13 protein-coding genes are annotated in these 12,287 nt (G+C 72.6%); 6 read left to right on the top strand and 7 right to left on the bottom strand.

Features of this window, described 5'->3' with window-relative positions; translation table 11 throughout:
• Positions 1–37: 37 nt before the first annotated feature.
• The gene (locus ACFV9J_RS36215; protein ID WP_385361810.1) at positions 38–1,066 is read right to left on the bottom strand and encodes a methyltransferase; all 1,029 of its coding nucleotides are present in this window, start codon (positions 1,064–1,066) and stop codon (positions 38–40) included.
• Between the two features lie 64 nt (positions 1,067–1,130).
• A complete protein-coding gene (locus ACFV9J_RS36210; RefSeq protein ID WP_385361808.1) occupies positions 1,131–2,201 on the bottom strand; it encodes a nitrous oxide reductase family maturation protein NosD in 1,071 nt (356 codons plus the stop codon).
• Between the two features lie 144 nt (positions 2,202–2,345).
• Here ACFV9J_RS36210 and ACFV9J_RS36205 point away from each other — a divergent pair, with 144 nt between their 5' ends.
• A complete protein-coding gene (locus ACFV9J_RS36205) occupies positions 2,346–3,140 on the top strand; it encodes a restriction endonuclease (protein WP_385361806.1) in 795 nt (264 codons plus the stop codon).
• 74 nt (positions 3,141–3,214) lie between these two features.
• Entirely contained in the window at positions 3,215–3,751 is a 537-nt protein-coding gene (locus ACFV9J_RS36200) for an isochorismatase family cysteine hydrolase (RefSeq protein WP_385361804.1), read from the top strand.
• 42 nt (positions 3,752–3,793) lie between these two features.
• On the opposite strand, the gene ACFV9J_RS36195 is transcribed toward ACFV9J_RS36200, so the two are convergent.
• Both ACFV9J_RS36195 and ACFV9J_RS36190 read right to left on the bottom strand, forming a co-directional pair.
• Positions 3,794–4,285: a DUF5949 family protein gene (locus ACFV9J_RS36195; RefSeq protein ID WP_385361803.1), complete on the bottom strand. Its 492-nt coding sequence runs from the start codon at positions 4,283–4,285 to the stop codon at positions 3,794–3,796.
• A gap of 109 nt (positions 4,286–4,394) precedes the next feature.
• A complete protein-coding gene (locus ACFV9J_RS36190; RefSeq protein ID WP_385361801.1) occupies positions 4,395–5,084 on the bottom strand; it encodes a FadR/GntR family transcriptional regulator in 690 nt (229 codons plus the stop codon).
• Positions 5,085–5,184: 100 nt separating this feature from the next.
• Here ACFV9J_RS36190 and ACFV9J_RS36185 point away from each other — a divergent pair, with 100 nt between their 5' ends.
• The 3 genes from ACFV9J_RS36185 to rpfE all read left to right on the top strand — a co-directional run bounded on the left by ACFV9J_RS36185 (position 5,185) and on the right by rpfE (position 8,173).
• Positions 5,185–6,114, top strand: coding sequence for a dihydrodipicolinate synthase family protein (locus ACFV9J_RS36185; RefSeq protein WP_385361799.1), 930 nt, complete (start codon positions 5,185–5,187; stop codon positions 6,112–6,114).
• Between the two features lie 125 nt (positions 6,115–6,239).
• Positions 6,240–7,712 carry a sialate:H+ symport family MFS transporter gene (locus ACFV9J_RS36180; protein WP_385361797.1) on the top strand — a complete coding sequence of 491 codons (1,473 nt, stop codon included), beginning with the start codon at positions 6,240–6,242 and terminating at the stop codon, positions 7,710–7,712.
• A 95-nt stretch (positions 7,713–7,807) separates the two neighbouring features.
• Positions 7,808–8,173: a resuscitation-promoting factor protein RpfE gene (gene rpfE, locus ACFV9J_RS36175; protein ID WP_385361796.1), complete on the top strand. Its 366-nt coding sequence runs from the start codon at positions 7,808–7,810 to the stop codon at positions 8,171–8,173.
• A 66-nt stretch (positions 8,174–8,239) separates the two neighbouring features.
• Here rpfE and ACFV9J_RS36170 read toward each other — a convergent pair whose 3' ends face one another.
• Positions 8,240–9,079, bottom strand: coding sequence for an ABC transporter ATP-binding protein (locus tag ACFV9J_RS36170; protein WP_385361794.1), 840 nt, complete (start codon positions 9,077–9,079; stop codon positions 8,240–8,242).
• Between the two features lie 208 nt (positions 9,080–9,287).
• Between ACFV9J_RS36170 and ACFV9J_RS36165 the strand changes: the two genes are divergently transcribed.
• Positions 9,288–10,358 (top strand): SCO7460 family lipoprotein, encoded by a 1,071-nt coding sequence (locus ACFV9J_RS36165; protein WP_385361792.1) that lies wholly within the window; start codon positions 9,288–9,290, stop codon positions 10,356–10,358.
• 40 nt (positions 10,359–10,398) lie between these two features.
• On the opposite strand, the gene ACFV9J_RS36160 is transcribed toward ACFV9J_RS36165, so the two are convergent.
• The gene (locus ACFV9J_RS36160) at positions 10,399–11,127 is read right to left on the bottom strand and encodes a S1 family peptidase (protein WP_385361791.1); all 729 of its coding nucleotides are present in this window, start codon (positions 11,125–11,127) and stop codon (positions 10,399–10,401) included.
• A 173-nt stretch (positions 11,128–11,300) separates the two neighbouring features.
• On the bottom strand, positions 11,301–12,068 hold the full coding sequence (locus ACFV9J_RS36155) for a sulfite exporter TauE/SafE family protein (RefSeq protein ID WP_385361789.1): 768 nt from the start codon (positions 12,066–12,068) through the stop codon (positions 11,301–11,303).
• Positions 12,069–12,287: the final 219 nt, after the last annotated feature.

Here is a 12,287-nt window from a genome sequence, read left to right as displayed (position 1 = left end):
GTCCGGCGGCCGACGCGCGTGCGGGCCCCGGGTCAGCTCACTTCGGCACGGTGCAGTCGAAGGCGTGCAGGTACGGGTTGACCGGGCGGATGTCGTCGATGACGAGGCCCGCGTCGGTCAGCCGGCCGACCATGCTGTCGGTGGTGTGCTTGGCACCGCCGACGTTGAGGAGCAGCAGCAGGTCCATGGCGGTGCTGAACCGCATCGACGGGGTGTCGTCGACGAGGTTCTCGATGACGACGACCCGGGCCCCGGGACCGCCGGCCGCCATGACGCCCCGCAGGACGCGGGCGGTGCTGTCGTCGTCCCACTCCAGGATGTTCTTGATGACGTAGACGTCGGCCCGCACCGGGATGGCCTCGCGGCAGTCGCCCGGCACGATGCGGACGCGGTCCGCGAGCGCACCGCCCTCGCGCAGCCGGGGGTCGGCGTTCTCCACCACCCGCGGCAGGTCGAGCAGGGTGCCCCGCATGGCCGGGTACTTCTCCAGCAGGCTCGCCACGACGTGGCCCTGGCCGCCGCCGATGTCGGCGACCGAAGTGCTCGCCGACAGGTCGAGGAGGGCTGCGACGTCCTGGGCCGACTGCCGGCTGGACGTCGTCATGGCACGGTTGAACACCTCGGCCGACTGGGGCGCGTCCTCGTTGAGGTAGGTGAAGAACTCCTTGCCGTACAGGGCCTCGACGACGTTGGAGCCGGTGCGCACCGCCTCGTCGAGCAGGGGCCAGGCGTCCCAGGTCCACGGCTCGGTGCACCACAGGGTGATGTTGCGCAGGCTGTGCGGGTCGTCCTCGCGCAGCAGCCGGGACATGTCGGTGTGCGCGAACGTCCCGTTCCGCTGCTCGGTGAAGACGCCGTAGCAGGTCAGGGCGCGCAGCAGCCGGCGCAGCGGCTTGGGTTCGGTCTTCACCGCGGCCGCGAGGTCCTCCACGGCCATGGGGGTGTCGCCGAGCGCGTCGGCGACGCCGAGCCGTGCGGCCGCGCGGAGGGCGGCGGCACATGCCGCGCCGAACACGAGCTCCCTCAGCCGCATGGGCGGGGGTGGGGCAGTCTGTGCGGTCGTCATGCGCCGCCTTCCTTCCTTCTTCGGTCCATGGGCCTTGTTCGGTCCACGGGTGGTTACGGCCGGCTCAGCACAGGCCCGCGGGCTTGGAGGCGCCGCAGGTGTTGCCGGTGAAGGTGTTGCTCCTGCCGGTGTCGCCGGTCCCGGCGTTGACCAGGTCGGCGGGGGAGTTCCCGCTCAGCCGGTTGCCGTTGACCTCGTTCTTCGAGTTGGCGGTGCCCACCATGCTCGCGGCCAGGACGATGCCGCCCGACATCGACGACTTGCCCGAGTTGCCCTCGACCGTGTTGTCGGCGACCAGGACCTTCTCGACGCCGGTCAGGACGATGCCGGAGCCCTGGAGCGCCTCCAGCCGGTCGGTCTTCGGGCAGGACTTGTTGTTGCTCAGGACGCGGTTGTCGCGTACGACCAGGTCACCGGCCTTGGGCGTGTTCTCGTCGCCGACGACGAAGACGCCCGCGCAGTTGCCGGTGATGTGGTTGCCCGCGACGGCGAGGTTGCGCAGGCGCCGGACGGTGACGCCGATCCGGTTGCCCTCGAGCCGGTTGTGCGCGACGAGGGTGCCCTCGGTGTCGGCGGCGCCCTCCTCGGCCTTGATGTTGTTGGCGAGGAAGATCCCCGCGTCGCCGTTGTCGCGGGCGGTGTTGGCGCGGAAGATGCCGTGGACCGACCGCTCCTGGGCGATGCCCCAGACGCCGTTCTTCACCGCGTTCACGTTCCGGACCGTCAGCCCGTCGGTGGCCATGGAGAACACACCGGTGCGGGTGAACCCGGTCACCGTCAGGTCGGAGACGGTGATGCCCTTGACGTTCTCGTCCTTCGTGCCGATCACGCAGATGCCGTTGCCGCCCTCGGCGCAGGTGTTGTCGGCGGCCTTCTGGGTGCTGGGCCTGATGACCGTGGAGCGGCCCATGCCCCGCAGGGTGAGCCCGGGGGTGCTCACCTTGACGCTCTCGTGGTAGGTGCCGGTGGTGACGAGGACGGTGTCGCCCGGCTTGGCGGCGTCCACCGCCTTCTGGATCGACTCCCCGGGGTGGACCAGATGGGTCACGGGGACGGAGGACGCCGGGGCCGCGCCGAGGCCCGTCCCGATCATGGCTGCGGTGCACACCAGGTACACGACATGGCATTTCTTCATATTCCGAAAGATATGCCGGACATATTCCCCGACGGCTCCGATGAGCCATCCGACGGCGTGTCATGAACGGACGCTGAACGGGTGGTTCCTGGGCACAAGGCCTACGTGATCTTCATGTCGGCCACCCGGGAAGGAACGACCACCGTGACCGTGCCTGAACGCCGGGTCCGAGGCGGACGCGTGAGGCGTCGCTTCGACCTGCGGGCGACGACCGTGACGTTCGGCCTCGCCGCCGTCGCCCTGGTCCTGACGGGATGGGTCGTGCGCATGGCGTTCGACGTGGCGCAGCGGCGGCCGGCCTGGGTCTTCGTCCTGGTAGTCGGGGCGGTCACGGCCGCCCTCCTGAGCCGGAGCGCGCGGAGCCGGGGCGCCGCCGCGCGGGCGGCCCTTCGTACCACGGACGCCCTGGCCGCGGCCACGGCGACGGCGCTGGACGAACTGGAGCAGGGACGCGCGGTGGAAGAGGTGAAGCACGCGTGCCCCGAGGAGGCCACCGCGGTGGTCCGCGCCGGGCACGAGGAGCTCGGCCCCGACGAGTTCGAGGAGGCGATAGCGGACCTGTGCCGGCGGGACGGCTGCACCGAGGTCGAGGTGGTGGGCGGAGCGGGCGATCTCGGCGCCGACGTGCTGGCGACGGCTCCCGACGGCCGGCGGGTCGTCCTCCAGTGCAAGCGCTACGGCGACGGCAACAAGGTCGGCTCCCAGGACCTCCAGCGCTTCGGCGGCACCTGCTTCACCGTGCACGGGGCCGACGTGGCGGTCCTCGTCACCAGCAGCGACTTCACCGCACCGGCCGCCGACTACGCCGAGTGGTGCGGCATAGTCTGCGTGAACGAGGAGCGGCTGCGCGACTGGTGCGAGGGCGGGGGACCGGCCCCCTGGGAGCGGCTTCTGCCCGAGGGCAACGGGACGGAGCCGCCCGGGCGGGCCACGTGGTGAGAGGGACGGCCGACCGACCCGCGGCAGGCGGGTGGAGAGGGGTTTCGCCGCCGTCCAGTGGCAACCTGGGCGGCATGGGCAAGACCGCGCTGATCGTCATCGACATGATCAACACCTACGATCACCAGGACGCCGAGTCCCTGATCCCCGCCGTGGAATCCGTGCTGCCGAACGTGACCGGCCTGCTGGACCGGGCGAGGCGGCAGGGCGTCCCCGTGATCTACGTCAACGACAACTTCGGGGAGTGGCGCTCGCACCACGGCGAGATCCTCGACAAGGCCCTCTCCGGGCCGCACTCCCACCTCGTCGAGCCGCTGAAGCCCGACGAGTCCTCCCTCTTCGTGGTCAAGGCACGCCACTCGGTGTTCTTCGAGACCCCGCTCACCTATCTGCTCCACCAGCAGGGGATCGACCGGCTCGTGCTGTGCGGGCAGGTGACCGAGCAGTGCGTGCTCTACTCGGCGCTGGACGCCCACATCCGCCATCTGCAGGTCATCGTTCCGCGTGACGCGGTGGCGCACATCCACGCCGATCTGGCGGACGCGGCGCTGCGCATGATGGAGCGGAACATGGGTGCCCGGGTGTGCGACAGCGGCGAGTTGTGGACGTGAGACGACCCGCCGCCGGCCCGGCGGCGGATCGCGCGCCCGGCCTCAGCCGCGCAGGCTCCGTACGGGCAGGACGACCTGCGCCGCGGAGGAGAGCGTGTCCGCGTGGTTGGCGAAGGCGGCGACCGCCTCGCCGTCGCCCGGCTCGCCCCCGGACCAGGGGCGGGTGGCGAAGATGAGACAGGCGTACCCCCGCCGGTCGACCGCCGTCCGCCATTCGGGAGTGGGCACGAACTGGGCGTTGACGCCCGGCATGGTGAGGGCCGCCGCACCCGGTACGACGAGCAGGCCGATCGGCAGGCCGGGCAGGGCGGTGGCGTCCAGGACGGTGTCGCCGTCCACCGCGAGTCCGGAGCGGCTCAGCAGCCCCTCGACGGCGGCCGGGGCCGCCTCCGGGCCGCCCTCCCCGTCGCCGAGCGAACAGGCGAGGAGGAAGGGCACGTCGCCGTCGGGCGTCTCACGGCTCCAGGACATGATGACGAGGGTGCCGAGGTCGGCGGTTCGCAGGGGGCGCGGGTCAGCGGAGATCGAGGTCACCGCGAAACCGTAAGCGCGCGCGGCGACGCGCCCGCCCGGCCGTCACCCGACTGGAGGACACTGCGGCCCTTCTTCACACGAACGAGGGGCGAGCGGGGGCTCGCGGCCGTCAGTGCCGCGACAGCCGTCCGCGGATGTCGTCGAAGTGCCGGTGCACGGCCGTCTCCGCCGCCTTCGCGTCGCCCGCGCGCACGGCCTCGACGATCCTGGCGTGCATCCGGGCCAGTTCCTCGCCGTCGGCCGCCGCGCCGATCCCCCGCGCCTGGGTGCGCACCCGGTGGAAGGCGCTCCAGAAGGCGTCGAGCAACTCGCTGAGCAGGTCGTTGTCCAGCGAACGGTGCAGTGCCCGGTGAAAGGCGCGGTCGGTGCGCGCCGCGATCTCGCCCGTCTCGCGCACCTCCGTGTGCATCGTCTCCACCAGCGCGTCCAGCTCGGCCAGGTCCTCGGCGGGCAGCCGGCCGGCCAACTGGTGCATGAGCCCCGCCTCCAGGGCCTCCCGCAGTTGCAGCAGTTCGAGCAGGCTGCCCTGCCCCCGGCGGTGCCCGACCACCGTACGGAAGGCCATGGCCTCGGTCATCGGCTCCAGCGACATGGTCCCGACGTAGGTCCCGAAGCCCCGCCGGATCTCGACGATGTGCATGGCCTGGAGGGACTTGAGTGCCTCGCGCAGCGAGTTGCGGCTGACGCCGAAACGCTCCATCAGCTCCGTCTCGGTGGGCAGCGGGTCGCCGGGGCCGAGGCCCTGTTCGACGATCAGCTCCTTGACCCGCTCCTCGGCGTCGGCGGCGACCGAGCGCATGTGGCGTCCCCTCTCGACCCTTGACATCCCCTGCTCTGCCATGTGTCACTCTAACAGGACGTGGGACATCCTACGTCCCCAGCACGACCTGGAGTACCGTATGCCCATCCCCACGCCGCTGAGCGGCGTCGTCCCCCCGGTCATCACCCCCCTCACCCCGACGGGGGAGGTGGACACCGCCTCGGTGCGCCGGCTCACCGAGCACCTGATCACGGCCGGTGTGCACGGCCTGTTCCTGCTGGGGTCCAGCGGCGAGACCGCCTACCTCACCGACGCCCAGCGGCTGACCGCCCTGGAGGCGGCCGTCGACGCCGCCGCGGGCCGGGTCCCCGTCCTCGCCGGGATCATCGACACCACCACGGCCCGGGTCCTGGACCGGGCGGCCGACGCGGTCCGGGCCGGCGCCGACGCGCTCGTGGCCACGGCGCCCTTCTACACCCGCACCCACCCCGTGGAGATCGCCGGCCACTTCCGGCGCGTGCGCGAGGGCGCCGGACTGCCGCTGTTCGCCTACGACATCCCGGTGGCCGTGCACACCAAGCTGCCCCGCGAGGTCGTCCTCGACCTGGCCGGGGACGGCACCCTGGCCGGGCTCAAGGACTCCAGCGGCGACGAGGGCTCCCTGCGCCGCCTGCTGGGCGCGCTGCGCCGCCGCACCCCCGGCTTCACCGTCCTCACCGGTTCCGAGCTCACCGTCGACGGCGCGCTGCTGGCCGGCGTGGACGGCGTCGTGCCCGGGCTCGGCAACGTCGACGCCCGCGGCTACGTACGCCTCTACGAGGCCACCCGGGCCGGTGACTGGGCGGCAGCCCGGGCCGAACAGGACCGGCTCGCCGCCCTGTTCGACCTCACCGACGCGGGCGACCCCGCCCTGATGGGCGGCAGTTCCAGCGCGCTCGGCGCCTTCAAGGCCGCCGCGCACCTGCTGGGCCTCATCGACTGCCCGGCCACCGCCGCACCGCAGGTGCCGCTCGACGCGCCGGCCGTCGCCCGGGTGCGTGCCCGGCTCGCCGAGGCCGGACTCCTGTGACCCCGGGACCGGGCCGGTGACCGCCGAACCCGGTCCCGCCCGCCCCGCTTCCCGCCCCGGCCCGTGCTCTGGCCCCCGACCGCCCTCGTCCCCGACGCGCGTCTTCCCACCCGCATAGGATCGCCATGTCATCTGCGCGCACCACCCCGACCGCCCAGCCCTGGTACCGCGAGATCACCCGGGAGAAGTGGAAGTCCTTCTTCGCCGCCTGGATCGGCTACCTCCTCGACGGCTTCGACTTCGTCCTCATCACACTCGTCCTGACCGAGATCGCCGACGACTTCGGGCTGTCGACCGTCGAGTCCGCCAGCCTCGTCTCCGGAGCCTTCATCACCCGCTGGCTCGGCGGTGCCGTACTCGGCGCGCTCGGGGACCGCTTCGGCCGCAAGAGCGCCATGGTGGCCAGCATCCTGCTGTACTCGGTCGGCACCTTCGCCTGCGGCTTCGCCTGGGACTACACCAGCCTGTTCACGGCCCGTCTGCTCATCGGCATGGGCATGGCTGGCGAGTACAGCGCCAGCGCCACCTACGTCCTGGAGAGCTGGCCCGCCCGGCTGCGCAACCGCGCCTCCGGCTTCCTCATCTCCGGCTTCTCGCTGGGCGGCGTCCTGGCGGCCGAGGTCTACGAGCACGTGGTGCCCGGCCACGGCTGGCGCTGGCTGTTCTACATCGGCCTGTTCCCCGTCGTCGTCGCGCTGTGGGTACGCCGGGCGCTGCCGGAGGCCGACGACTGGGAGGCGCGGGTCGGGGCGAGGGGTGAACGGCCCAACCCCTTCCGGCCGCTGTTCGCCGGCCGCCGCCGGGCGACGGTCAACACGGTGCTCGTCGTCCTCGCCACGGGCTCGCTCTTCGCGGTGTTCACCCCGCTCGGCGCCGGCGCCGTGCCCGTCCTGTCCGTCCTGGCGACGGCCTGTCTCGTCGCCTTCGCGGTACAACTGGGCGGCCGCAGGCGGTGGGTGCTGTTCCTCGCGCTCTGCGTCACCGTGTTCTGCGCCTTCCTCTACAGCTGGCCGGTCCAGGCCCTGCTGCCCACCTACCTCAAGACCGAGCTGGGCTTCAGCCCGGCGCAGGTGAGCGACGCGCTCTACTACGCCGGGTTCGGCACGATGGCCGGCTGCATCGTCACCGGCTTCGTCGGCGACCGGTTCGGCACCCGCAGGGCGTACGCCTGCACCCTGGTGGTGGGCATCGCCTTCGTCTTCCCCGTCTTCGCCGTCCGGGACAGCCAACTCCAGCTGGGCATCCTGCTGTTCCTGATGCTGGCGTGTATGCAGGGCATCTCCGGGCTGCTGCCCAAGTTCATCGCCGGGCACTTCCCGACCGAGACCCGGGCCGCGTCCCTGGGCTTCACCTACAACGTCGGCGCGCTGGGCGGGGCCGTCGCCCCGGTGCTCGGCGCCCGGCTGGCGTCGACCATGTCGCTCGGCCAGTCGCTCGCCGTGCTGACCTTCTCGCTGACCCTCGTGGTGATCGTGCTGATCGGCTTCGACGTCCCGAGCCGGCTCAACCGGCTCGTCGACAAGGAGGCGGTCCCCGACTACCTCGCCGCCGAGGCGGCGGTGCCGGACGGCACCGGGCGCATACGGTCGGCGCCGTGAAGCGGTGACGGGCGGGGGAGGGCGCGTGCTCCGACTGGCCCAAGGCGCGGTGGCAGGTGCGGCGACCGGCGGTCACCTGGTGTAACAGTCTTCTTATGATCTGTAGACGAAATGATCGTCAGAGCGACGTGCGCGGTTCGCGTGGCCGCAGGATCCGCACCGCCGCGGTGATCCTGGTCGCCGCGACCGCACTCGGGACGACCGGCGAAGCGGTGGCCGCGCCCTCGACGCCCCTGCGCACCGACTGGGACGCCATCGCCGCGTGCGAGTCCAGCGGCAACTGGCAGGCGAACACCGGCAACGGCTACTACGGCGGCCTGCAGTTCGCACGGTCGAGCTGGATCGCCGCCGGCGGCCTGAAGTACGCCCCGCGCGCGGACCTCGCCACCCGCGCCGAGCAGATCGCCGTGGCGGAACGCCTCGCCCGTCTGCAGGGAATGTCCGCCTGGGGCTGCGCCTGACGGCGCCCGTCCGGGCGCTGTCCGCGCCGGGGTGACCGGGGCCGCCCTCGCCCCGTCACGGTCGTGTCAGCCGCCCCGGACGCGGCGGCCCGAGTAGGCCGACCAACGGCCGTCGCGCCGGGCCACCGTGATCTCCCGGCCGAAGCAGGAGGTCAGCAGGGAGCCGGTGAGGACCTCGTCCACCACACCCCGGGACAGGACCCGGCCCTCGCGCAGCAGCAGGGCGTGGCTGACGGCCGGGGACAGCTCCTCCAGATGGTGCGTGACCGTGACGGTGGCCAGCCGCGGCCTCCCCTCGGCCAGTTGGTGCATCGCCTCGACGAGGTCCTCGCGGGAGGGCAGGTCCAGGGCGTTGAACGGCTCGTCCAGGAGCAGCAGGGCCGGATCGGCCATCAGCGCCCGGGCGATCAGGACCCGCGCCCGCTGCCCGCCCGAGCAGACCCCGTACGGCCGGTCGGCCAGCTCCTTGACGCCGAGTTCGGTCAGCAGGTCGCGGGCCCGCAGCCGGACTTCCTCGCCGTACGTCCGCCACAGGGGCTGCACGGTGCCGCTGTGGCCGGTGAGCACCACCGCGTGGGCGGTCAGGTCCTGCGGCACCCGCTGGGCGGAGTTGACGTGGCCGATGCGGGCCCGCAGCTCACGGACGTCCACCCGGCCGAGCCGGCTGCCGAGGACTTCGACCCTGCCCGTGGTGGGGTGCATGAGCGCGCCGAGCAGCCGCAGCAGGGTGGTCTTCCCGGCCCCGTTGGCCCCCAGCAGCGCCCAGTGCTCGCCCGGCCGGACCGTCCAGTCCACGCCGTCGAGGATCAGCTGGTCCGGAGTGGAGCGGCGCACGCTCACGTCCCGGAGCCGGAGCACGGCCGCCTCGTCCTCGTCGGCCTGGGAGCGGGCTGTCTGGGCGGTCATGCCGTGACTCCTTCACGCGCGGGGCACCTCTCGGTCACCGCGAACACTAGATGTACTCACCACGCGCCTGCCCCGGCCGTCCGCTTCCTGGACGGTGGGCCGCGGCACGCGCGGCGGCACTCAGGGCGTGGATGAGTTCCCGTACTCATCCGCGGTGCCGGGTACGGCTCCTATCGTGGCGCCGTCGGTGGGACACGGAGGGGGAGCCATGGGGCGTCGGTGCACTGCGCGGGGGAGCGGACGGCGGCGGGCGGGGCGCGTCGGCGGGGGGCTCGCGGCGCTCCTGGCCGGGCTGCTGGTCACCGGCTGCGCGGCGTTCGACACCGACGACGACGTCCGGCGGGCCCGGGAACTGGCCGAGGAGATGTACCCCGGCGAACTCGAGGTCGTGGACGCCCGGATCCTGTTCCCGGAGACCACCGGCTCGGAGGTCACCCTGTCGGTCGAGGACGACCCGGACGCGGCCGTCAGGTTCCGGGTGGACGCCGGCGAGGACCGCTGCGACGGCGGCCCGGACTGCGCCGACGCTCTCCGCGAGGCGGTGGAGGGGGCCCGGCGGGAGGCCCGGCACCTGCGCGCGATGCGCGAGGCCTTCGACGGCTGCGGGCACCCGGTCCTGGCCACCGACGAGAAGCTGACGGCCCCCTGGATCGAGGCACGGGTGAGCGACGAGACCCTGGACGACGTCCTCGCCCGCACCGGCGCCTGCGCGCAACGCTGGGTCACGGCCCGGGCGGAACAGGACCCGAAGGAGGTGCCCGGCTGGGTGACCGTCAATTTCGCCGCCCCCGGCACGGCCGACGACCTCCCGGCCGCGAAGAGGACGCTGCCCACCGTCCTGCGGCTCACCCACGGCCCGAGGCTCGCCGCCCTGGCGGACAAGGCGTACTACGTGGCCGCGTACCCGGTCGGCGCGGACGCCGGTCACACCGTCGACAAGGCCTCGGCCCGCCTGCGGATCGTGTCGCCCTTCGAGGAACGGCAGGCCTTCTCCCGGCGGATCGACGCGTCGGTCGGGCCCGCGCTGCGCGCGGCGTACCCGGAGGCCGTGACCAGCGGCGGGGCGGGGATGGGGGTGTGGCGGCTGGAGCCGGGGACCGTCCGCCGCATGCGCGGGTACGTGCTGTTCTGCGAACGGCCGCCCGCGGACGGCGAACGCTGCCTCGGGGACCTGGCGGCCGTGGTGACCGCCGACCCGCGGGGCCGGGACGCCGAGGTCCTCGAAGTCCTCACGGACATCCGCGACGAGCGCGGGGTCCTGCGCCTGCCTCCGCAGTGACGGAGGCGGGCGCAGGACCGGCGCCGGAGGGCGGGAGGAGTCAGACGCCCGCCACCGACTGGATCCAGGAACGGTAGGCGGTCACGTTGGTGTACGCCGTGGTGCTCTGCCGGTCGCTGGTCGAGGCGACGCCCACCTGCACACCGCCGGCCATCATCGGACCGCCGGAGTCGCCGCCCGCGGTGATGCCGTCGCCGGGCCGGGCGCATATCGCCTGACCGTAGTAGGCGTCGTAGCACCCGCGCGTCACGCTCAGGTTGGCGACCTTGAGGTACTGGGACTGGCAGTTGATCTCCGAGCCGCACCGGGAGGTCGCTCCCCAGCCGTAGACCTGCACGGTCTGGCCGACCCGGACCGTGCCCGGCTGGCCGAGCCGCGCGTAGGAGGCGGAGACGGAGCGGTCGAGCCGGACCAGCGCGAGGTCCGCCGAGGGGCTGGTGACGGTCTGGACGCCGTTCGCCACCGTGCCGCCGGAGCCCTGGTCGAGGCTGCCGATCCGGAAGGACAGGCTGCCGCCGCTGACGCAGTGCTTGGCGGTGAGGATCCAGGTGGGGGAGATGATGGTCGAGGTGCAGGTCTGCCGGCCGCCCGAGAACAGCCGGGCCGCCCAGGGGGCGTTCTGCGCGTAGCCGCCGCCGATGATCGGCTGGGGGCCGCCGTCACCGGGCCGGGGCTCCACCGCCGAGGCGGTCGGGGAGAGCACGAGGGCGGACAGCAGCGCGGCCACGAGGGCGGCCAGCAGGGTGGGGACGAGTCTCGTTGTTCGCAAGGCTCCTCGATTCCGACGACACGCGCGTGGGCGCGTGCTGATGTGTGGGGGCGCCCACAGCATGTCGGGCCCGGACCCCGGCCGGACAATCCCGGCTGCGCATAACGCGGCGTTATGCCCGGGGGGCGGGAACGGCCGGGGAACGCGGCGGCGTTCGAGGGGCCGGAGAGCACCTACCGGAGCAGCAGTTGCACGAGGGCCACCGTGCCGACCGTCACGACCAGTATCCGCAAGGCCGTGGGGCTGAAGTGGCGGCCCACCTTGGCGCCGACGTAACCGCCGAGGCCGGAGCCGACCGCGAGGAGCCCGACGGCGGTCCACTCGAAGTCCGCGGCGAAGAGGAAGAAGAGCGCGGCCACGGTGTTGACGACGGCGGACAGGACGTTCTTGACCCCGTTGAGCCGTTGCAGGGGTTCGTCCAGGAGCATGCCCATCAGGGAGAGGTAGATGATCCCCTGGGCCGCGGTGAAGTAGCCGCCGTAGACACTGGCCAGCGTCAGGCCGGTGAACAGCAGCGGACCGCCGTCCCGGCGGGGGGAGGTGCCGGCGCGGGCCCGGCGGCGCTGGACCAGCCTGCCGATCTGCGGCTGGAACGCCACCAGCAGCAGTGCGAGGCCCACCAGGACCGGCACGACGGTCTCGAAGGCGTCGGCGGGCAGGGTCAGCAGGAGGGTGGCGCCCGCGAGGCCGCCCAGCAGCGCTCCGGAGCCGAACTTCAGGACGCGCCCGCGCTGGCCGCGCAGTTCCTTGCGGTAGCCGATGGCCCCGCTGATGGAGCCGGGGATCAGGCCGAGCGCGTTGGAGACGGTGGCGGTGACCGGCGGCAGGCCCGTGGCCAGCAGCACGGGAAAGGTGATGAGCGTTCCGGAGCCGACGACGCTGTTGATGGCGCCGGCCCCGACGCCGGCCGTGAACACCGCGGCCATGGCCTCCGGTGTCATCCCGTGCCGCCCCGGACCGGACCCGTACGCGGCCGGAAGGTGTCTTGTGCATCTTTCACGGGGCCGACTGTACCCATCACTCGAAACCGCGTGTTTGCCGGTCTCAACCTGTCTTGTCCGCACACTTCTTGACGTCAATTCACCTGATCATGCGGTGATACGATCACCGCGTTTGCGGAGCGGGCGGGCGGGTGAAAGACGGCATCCCCGACATCAGGG

Origin of the sequence: Streptomyces sp. NPDC059906 (assembly GCF_042730645.1) — a bacterium.
Taxonomy (GTDB): domain Bacteria; phylum Actinomycetota; class Actinomycetes; order Streptomycetales; family Streptomycetaceae; genus Streptomyces; species Streptomyces rubrogriseus.
This window is presented reverse-complemented; position numbering and strand designations above follow the sequence as displayed.

Bases quoted from the DNA above. Each gene is read 5' to 3' on its own strand.
- ACFV9J_RS36215 (WP_385361810.1), bottom strand. From the start codon at position 1,066: ATGACGACCGCACAGACTGCCCCACCCCCGCCCATGCGGCTGAGGGAG.
- ACFV9J_RS36210 (WP_385361808.1), bottom strand. From the start codon at position 2,201: ATGAAGAAATGCCATGTCGTGTACCTGGTGTGCACCGCAGCCATGATC.
- ACFV9J_RS36200 (WP_385361804.1), top strand. From the start codon at position 3,215: ATGGGCAAGACCGCGCTGATCGTCATCGACATGATCAACACCTACGAT.
- ACFV9J_RS36190 (WP_385361801.1), bottom strand. From the start codon at position 5,084: ATGCGCTCGGTCGCCGCCGACGCCGAGGAGCGGGTCAAGGAGCTGATC.
- ACFV9J_RS36185 (WP_385361799.1), top strand. From the start codon at position 5,185: ATGCCCATCCCCACGCCGCTGAGCGGCGTCGTCCCCCCGGTCATCACC.
- ACFV9J_RS36180 (WP_385361797.1), top strand. From the start codon at position 6,240: ATGTCATCTGCGCGCACCACCCCGACCGCCCAGCCCTGGTACCGCGAG.
- rpfE (WP_385361796.1), top strand. From the start codon at position 7,808: ATGATCTGTAGACGAAATGATCGTCAGAGCGACGTGCGCGGTTCGCGT.
- ACFV9J_RS36170 (WP_385361794.1), bottom strand. From the start codon at position 9,079: ATGACCGCCCAGACAGCCCGCTCCCAGGCCGACGAGGACGAGGCGGCC.
- ACFV9J_RS36165 (WP_385361792.1), top strand. From the start codon at position 9,288: ATGGGGCGTCGGTGCACTGCGCGGGGGAGCGGACGGCGGCGGGCGGGG.
- ACFV9J_RS36155 (WP_385361789.1), bottom strand. From the start codon at position 12,068: ATGACACCGGAGGCCATGGCCGCGGTGTTCACGGCCGGCGTCGGGGCC.